This is a genomic window from Micromonospora chalcea, from assembly GCF_002926165.1.
In the GTDB taxonomy this organism is placed as follows: domain Bacteria; phylum Actinomycetota; class Actinomycetes; order Mycobacteriales; family Micromonosporaceae; genus Micromonospora; species Micromonospora chalcea.
Window position 1 is genome coordinate 1 of record NZ_MAGP01000048.1, and the last position, 6,810, is coordinate 6,810.

5 protein-coding genes and 1 pseudogene are annotated in these 6,810 nt (G+C 74.4%); 1 reads left to right on the forward strand and 5 read right to left on the reverse strand.

Annotated elements, in window-relative coordinates; genetic code table 11:
- Window positions 1-62 precede the first annotated feature (62 nt).
- From mycP to BAW75_RS06025, 5 genes are all read right to left on the reverse strand, one after another.
- Window positions 63-1,376, reverse strand: coding sequence for a type VII secretion-associated serine protease mycosin (gene mycP / locus BAW75_RS06005; protein WP_104112917.1), 1,314 nt, complete (start codon window positions 1,374-1,376; stop codon window positions 63-65).
- A gap of 10 nt (window positions 1,377-1,386) precedes the next feature.
- Complete coding sequence (locus tag BAW75_RS06010; RefSeq protein WP_104112918.1) at window positions 1,387-2,865, reverse strand: hypothetical protein; 1,479 nt, start codon at window positions 2,863-2,865, stop codon at window positions 1,387-1,389.
- A gap of 13 nt (window positions 2,866-2,878) precedes the next feature.
- The gene (locus BAW75_RS06015; protein ID WP_030503083.1) at window positions 2,879-3,316 is read right to left on the reverse strand and encodes a hypothetical protein; all 438 of its coding nucleotides are present in this window, start codon (window positions 3,314-3,316) and stop codon (window positions 2,879-2,881) included.
- 167 nt (window positions 3,317-3,483) lie between these two features.
- Window positions 3,484-5,469, reverse strand: coding sequence for a TIGR03960 family B12-binding radical SAM protein (locus BAW75_RS06020; RefSeq protein ID WP_043328969.1), 1,986 nt, complete (start codon window positions 5,467-5,469; stop codon window positions 3,484-3,486).
- Window positions 5,470-5,594: 125 nt separating this feature from the next.
- A complete protein-coding gene (locus BAW75_RS06025; protein WP_146074801.1) occupies window positions 5,595-6,392 on the reverse strand; it encodes a hypothetical protein in 798 nt (265 codons plus the stop codon).
- A 222-nt stretch (window positions 6,393-6,614) separates the two neighbouring features.
- Here BAW75_RS06025 and BAW75_RS06030 point away from each other — a divergent pair.
- A pseudogene (locus BAW75_RS06030) lies at window positions 6,615-6,810 on the forward strand (DUF5915 domain-containing protein); the annotation flags it as partial.

A 6,810-nucleotide genomic window follows, 5' to 3' on the forward strand; every position in this document is an offset into this window, starting at 1 on the left:
CCCGGGTTCCGGCAGTCCCGAATACGGCACCGGCCCGGCCGGCGCGGGTGGGCCGGGCACGATCACCCCGGGCGGGCGTAGGCGCCGGGCGACGAAGGGCCGCCGGGTGGGCCGTAGCCGGGCGGCGGGCCGTAGCCGGCGGGGTGGCCGGCCGGGACCGGCGGGCCCTGGTCGGGCATCCGGTCGAGCGCCTCGTCCGGGATGTCGGCGGCGCGCGCCAGCTCGCGCCGGTGCCGGCGGCGGTTCCAGATCAGGAACACCACGAGCGCCACCAGCACCACCAGCGCCACGGCGATGCCGATGCCGATCACCATGACCTGCTGGTCGGTGGGGCCGCCCCGGTCGCCGTAGTCGGTCACGTCGAAGTCTTCGTCCTCGGCCGCGGCCGGTGGCGCGGACGCGCTGGCCGGAGCGGCGCCGAGCAGCGGGTTCGCCGACACCGACGGCACGTCGGCGGTGAGCGCCGCCACCGGGTCGATCCGGCCGAAGCCGAACTGCGGGTCGCGGCCGGGCGGGCCGGCGTCCCGGGCGGTACGGATGATCCGGTTGATCACGTCGGGTGCGGAGAGCCGGGGGAACTTCGACCGGATCAGCGCCGCCACACCGGCCACGATGGCCGTGGAGTCGGACGTGCCGTCGCCCCAGCCGTACCCCCGGTCGGGTCCGATGTTGTAGACCTCGTCCCCCGGAGCGGCGACCACCGCCTCCGGGCCCTGGGCCGAGCCGGGCCAGAAGCCGCCGCCCCGGGTCGTGCCGGTCACCGCGATCACGCCGGGGATCTTGGCGGGCGAGGCGATGTCGGGGCCGAGTTTGCGGACGTTGCCGGCGGCGGCCACCACGACCACGTCGCGTTCCAGCGCGTACCGGATTGCCGCCTCTTCGCCCTCGTCGACGGCGCCGGCGTGCCCGTAGGACAGGTTGAGCACCTTCGCGCCGCCGTCCACCGCCATCCGGATGCCGGTCGCGGAGTTGCCCGCGTCGGCGCCCTTGTCGCCGGACGGCGTGCGGATGGGCAGGATCCGGGCGTCCGGCGCGACGCCGACCACCCCGGTGCCGTTCGCCGCGATGATCCCGGCCATGTGGGTGCCGTGACCGTCCGGGTCGCGCCGGCCGTCGCCGGAGTCGAAGGTGCTGCGGCCGGCGAGGAGCCGGCCGCGCAGATCCGGGTGGGCGGCGTCGGCGCCGCTGTCGACCACTCCGACCACGACACCGCGTCCGGTGGAGATCTGGTGCGCCCGGTCGATCCGCAGCTCGTCGAGGTACCACTGCTCGGACCGGCGTGGCGCGCCGATCGCGGGCTGCGCGGCCCCCAGCACCATCAGCCCGGCCGCCAGCGCGGCCAACACCGGCCGGAACGCGCCGACGTGCACCGTCATCCGTCCGTCCTCATCGCAGGATGCCCGGGGACGCACCGTCACCGGTGCCCCACGGATCGTCGTCCTCAGTCAACCACGACGAGTGGTCGCCACCGCCGCCGCCATGCCCGGCGCCGCCGTGGCCGCCCATCATCCCGCCGCCCATCATGCCCGCGCCGGCCAGGCCACCACGCGCACCGGCCGCGCCCGCGCCTCCCGGCCCCGCGCCCGCCGCCGCCCGCAGCGCGCCGGCCGCGCTGGTCAGCGGGGGCACCTTGCCGTTGCCGCCGCCGACCATGCCGGGCAGCGCGCCCACGCCCATGCCACCGGCCGCGCCGAGGCCACCGCCGCCGATGCCGCCCGCCGAACCCAGCCCGGCGCCACCGCCGCCGAAGCCGGCGCCGCCGGTGCTCAGTCCGGCGCCGCCACCGCCGAAGGTGCTGCCCGGACCGCCCGGGGTGATCGTGCCCGGCCCACCCGCGCCGGCCAGGCCGGTGCCGTATTCGGGACTGCCGGAACCCGGGGCGCCGGCGCCGGGCAGGCCGGTGCCGGGCGGGGTGTACGAGCCGCCGCCGGGGCCGCCGCCACCGAACTCGGGCACGCCGGTGGTCGGCGGGGGCGTGAACGAGCCGCCACCGCCACCACCACCACCGCCGCCGCCGATGCCGGTGCTGCCCAGCGAGGGCATCCCGCCGCCACCGCCGGCACCGCCACCACCGCCGCCGGGCAGCCCACCACCGGGCACTCCGGACGGGGGTACGCGGGGATCCGCGCGGTAGCCGTCGTCGAGCCGCCCGTCGGGCTGGGGTACGACCAGCTTGGGACGCTCGGCCTCGACCGCGGCCGGCAGCGGCGACATCGCCTTGTTGGCCGCCTGCTGGTTGTCGCGGTACCAGTTGTCCAGGTGGGACTTGGTGTCCCACCAGCCGCCGCGCTTCTGGTCGTTGGCGTTGCCGTCGATCTTCATGGTGGCTTCGAGATCGTCGGCCTTGTCGCGGAACGCGCCGTCGGCGTAGAGCGCCTGGTTGGACTGGTAGTCGCTGCGCAGGGCGGCGAGGAAGCCGGACTGGCTCTCGCCGTCGCGCGCGTCGTCCAGCTCGGTGCCGCCGGGCAGGCTCCACTCGTTCCAGCCGAAGTTGTCCATCAGCGGGATCGGGATGCTCGCCACCGCCGTACGGATGTCGCCCTCGATCCGCGACAGCGCGCCACTGACGTTGCTGGCGTGCGTGATGAGCTCCTCGATCTCCTTGCCGATCTCGCCCAGGTGCTCGCGGTACGCGTCGCCGCCGCTGCCCTGCCAGCCGGCGAGCAGCCCGGGGAGGCCGCCGGTGTGCGGGCGCTCCTGGCCGGGCGCGATCGGGCCGACGAACGAGCGGCCGACCAGCGAGTCACGCAGATGGCCGAGCGCGGTGGACAGGTTGCGCCAGCCCGCGCCGACCGAGCCCACGGTCTCCGGATCCGCCGAGAGCGTCACCTCACGGACGCAGCGCTCCCAGGTGCCTCCTGCCATGACCGTCTCCCCCTCAGGCCGTGTACGGGTAGGTGGGCTGCTGCCCGGCGTCCGGCGGCGGGGCCGCGGTCTCCAGCAGCCGCTCGATGTCCTTGCCGTTCGCGGCGTTGCGGGCCTCGGCGTCGCGGAACGCCTTGGCGATGTCCTGCGTGCCCTGCTTCAGGCCGGCCAGCTTCATGGAGATGGCCTTGAGGTGGGCCTCCATGCTGGCCGTGGACCTGGTCAGCGCCGCCCACTGCATCCGGGCGTCCTCGTACGCGCCGAACGGGGTGCCGTTGGGCACCGTCTGCGCGTTGCCGCTGTCGCCCTTCATCCGCTCCTTGATGCGTTCCATCTCGTAGCCGATGGTGTCGTCGACGTACTGCTTGAGGCGCTCGACGTACTCCGCTGCGGCGTCCAGGTCCTCGACGCTGACGTGCAGATCGCCGGTATCCGGCGGATTGATGCCCATGCCTGCTGTCCTCCCCGCTACCGGCCCTGGCCGGTCCATTACGGACGCAGCGTATCGAGGATGCACCAGTCGGGGCAGCCCCACCCCGCGCACGCGCGCGGTCGCCCGGAAGGACGACGGAGCGCGGGAACCCGGTCGGGTTCCCGCGCTCCGGTACGGTCCGCGCCTCAGCCCTGGGCGGCGGCGGGCAGCTTCAGTCCATTGACCGGGGTGAGCGGCAGCAGCTTGCGGCCGGTCGGGCCGATCTGGATCTCGGTGTCCATGGACGGGCACACGCCGCAGTCGAAGCAGGGCGTCCAGCGGCAGTCGTCCTGCTCGTACTCCGACAGCGAGTCCTGCCAGTCCTGCCAGAGCCAGTCCTTGTCCAGGCCGGAGTCGAGGTGGTCCCAGGGCAGGACCTCCAGCTCCTCGCGCTCGCGGGTGGTGTACCAGTCGAGGTCCACGCCGTACGCCGGCAGCACCTCGGCGGCGGCGTCCACCCAGCGCTGGTACGAGAAGTGCTCGCTCCAGCCGTCGAACCGGCCGCCGTTCTCCCAGACCTTGCGGATCACCGCGCCGACCCGGCGGTCGCCCCGGGACAGCAGGCCCTCGATCAGCGACGGCTCGCCGTCGTGGTAGCGGAAGCCGATCGCCCGGCCCAGCGACCGGTCGCTGTTGATCGCCTGCTTGAGCAGCTTGAGCCGGCCGTCGATGACCTCCGGCCGCTCCATCGAGGCCCACTGGAACGGGGTGTGCGGCTTGGGCACGAAACCGCCGATGGAGACCGTGCAGCGGATGTCCTTGGACCCGGTGGCGGCGCGGCCGGCCCGGATCACCTCGTGCGCCATGTCGGCGATCTCCAGGACGTCCTCGTCGGTCTCGGTGGGCAGGCCGCACATGAAGTAGAGCTTCACCTGCCGCCAGCCGTTGGAGTACGCGGTGACCACGGTGCGGATGAGGTCTTCCTTCGACACCATCTTGTTGATCACCTTGCGGATCCGCTCCGACCCGCCCTCCGGGGCGAACGTCAGACCGGTCCGCCGCCCGTTGCGGGACAGTTCCTGGGCCAGGTCGATGTTGAACGCGTCCACCCGGGTCGAGGGCAGTGACAGCGAGACGTTCGTGCCGGCGTACTGCTCGGCCAGGCCGGAGCACATGTCGCCGATCTCCGAGTGGTCGGCCGACGACAGCGACAGCAGGCCGACCTCGTGGAAGCCGGAGAACTCCAGCCCTTCCTTGACCATCTGGCCGACGGTGGTGATCGAGCGCTCCCGCACCGGACGGGTGATCATGCCGGCCTGGCAGAACCGGCAGCCCCGGGTGCAGCCCCGGAAGATCTCCACCGCGTACCGCTCGTGGACCGTCTCGGCGAGCGGGACCAGGGGCTTCTTCGGGTACGGCCAGGCGTCCAGGTCCATCGTCGTGCGCTTGTGCACCCGGAACGGCACGTCCGGGCGGTTCGGCACGACCCGCTGGATGCGGCCGTCGGGCAGGTAGTCGACGTCGTAGAAGCGCGGCACGTAGACGCTCTCGGTCCGGGCCAGCCGCAGCAGCAGCTCGTCCCGGCCGCCCGGGGAGCCCTCGGCCTTCCACTCCCGCACGATGGCGGTGATCTCCAGCACCGCCTCCTCGCCGTCGCCGAGCACCGCGGCGTCGACGAAGTCGGCGATCGGCTCCGGGTTGAACGCGGCGTGCCCGCCGGCCACGATCACCGGGTCGGCGTCGGTGCGGTCGGCCGCGAGCAGCGGGATGCCGGCCAGGTCGATCGCGGTGAGCAGGTTGGTGTAACCCAGCTCGGTGGAGAACGAGACGCCGAACACGTCGAAGTCACGCACCGGGCGGTGGGCGTCGACGGTGAACTGCGGCACGCCGTGGGCGCGCATCAGCTTCTCCAGGTCCGGCCAGACCGCGTACGTCCGCTCGGCCAGCACGTCGGGCAGCTCGTTGAGCACCTCGTACAGGATCTGCACGCCCTGGTTGGGCAGGCCCACCTCGTACGCGTCCGGATACATCAGCGCCCACCGGACGGTGGCGGCGTCCCAGTCCTTGACCACCGCGCCCAGCTCTCCACCCACGTACTGGATGGGCTTGGTCACCTGCGGCAGCAACGGCTCCAGCCGAGGCCAGACCGAGTTGGCGGCGGCGGGACGCGGGGTGGTGGACGGGGCACTCATGATGCCCAAGCGTACGCGGTGCCCCCGCCCCGCCGTCCCCGCCGCCACACCCGCGCCCGTGTCCGCCGCGTTGATCAAGGAGTTTGCGGGCTGTCCCGCGCTCCCACCGGACACGAACTCCTTGATCACCGGAGTGGGGCCGGTGAGCGGGCGGGATTAGTCCTGGGTGGCGGGGCGGTACTAACCTCGCAACGGGCGCGAGAGGAGATAGCCGCGATGCCGCAGCCGCAGCCGGGGGCGGGCCGGCCGGCCGACGGGGCCGAGGAGCCGACCGTCACCGAGCCGGCCACCGCCGTCGACACCGAGGACGCCACCGGCGCCTCCGCTCCGGCGTCGCCGTCCGCCGCGCCGGGAGCCGCCGCACCCGAGGGCCGGCCGTCCACCACGCCGGACACCGCCGCGCCTTCGCACGACGCGGCCCCGCAGCCGTGGACCACCGAGGCCGAGACGCCCACGAACGAGGTCGACGCCACCGCGCCCGAGACGCCCACGGACAGGGTCGAGCCCACCGGAACCGAGACACCCACCGCCAAGGTCCAGTCCGCCGCGACCGAGACGGCCACGGACAGCGCTGAGGCCCTCGCCGCCGGCACCGAGACGCCCGCCGACAGCGCTGACGCCCCGGCAGCCGACGCCGAAACACCCGCCGAGACCGCCGGAACACCGGCCGACAACACCGCGACAGCCGCCGGCGGGACCGACACCGTCCCGCAGGTGCCGGTCACACGGGCCCGCGGGTCGGCCCCGGTGCCGGGCCGGACCACACCCGCCCCCACTCCCCGCACCGGCCGCCAGCCGGACCCGACCCGGATCGACGCGGCCCCGCAGCCGCCGGCGGCCACCACCACGCCGGACCCGACCCGGATCGACGCCGCGCCGCAGCCACCCTCGGCCACCACGCCGGACCCCACCCGGGTGGACAACGCCCCGAACCCGACTGGGAACGCACCGAATGCCACCCGCGTCGAGGCGCCCCGCTGGAGCGGCTGCGCCGCCGTCCCGCCACCGCCGCCGAGCCGGCCCCGCTGGGGCGCGTCCGCCGAGCCCACGCCGGTGCCGCCGTTGGACTCGCCCGAGCACGCCACGCCGGTCGACCCGTGGGAGGGGGTGGACACCACCGGCTGGGAGCTGCACGCGCCGGAGCTGCCGCCCCTGACGCCGACCTGGACGTCTCCGACCGGATCACGGTGGCCGTCTCCGCCTCCGAGGAGGTACGCGCGGCGGTCTCCGCGTACACCGAGTGCGTGGCCCGGGAGGTGCTGGCCGACAGCATCGACTTCGACGAGGGGCTCGGCGGCTTCGCCGGCGAGGCCGGCGACGGCGAGCGGGTCACAGTGACGG

What these genes read in the sequence shown, in the direction of transcription:
- mycP (WP_104112917.1), bottom strand. Translation starts at nt 1,376, where the DNA reads ATGACGGTGCACGTCGGCGCGTTCCGGCCGGTGTTGGCCGCGCTGGCG.
- BAW75_RS06010 (WP_104112918.1), bottom strand. Translation starts at nt 2,865, where the DNA reads ATGGCAGGAGGCACCTGGGAGCGCTGCGTCCGTGAGGTGACGCTCTCG.
- BAW75_RS06015 (WP_030503083.1), bottom strand. Translation starts at nt 3,316, where the DNA reads ATGGGCATCAATCCGCCGGATACCGGCGATCTGCACGTCAGCGTCGAG.
- BAW75_RS06020 (WP_043328969.1), bottom strand. Translation starts at nt 5,469, where the DNA reads ATGAGTGCCCCGTCCACCACCCCGCGTCCCGCCGCCGCCAACTCGGTC.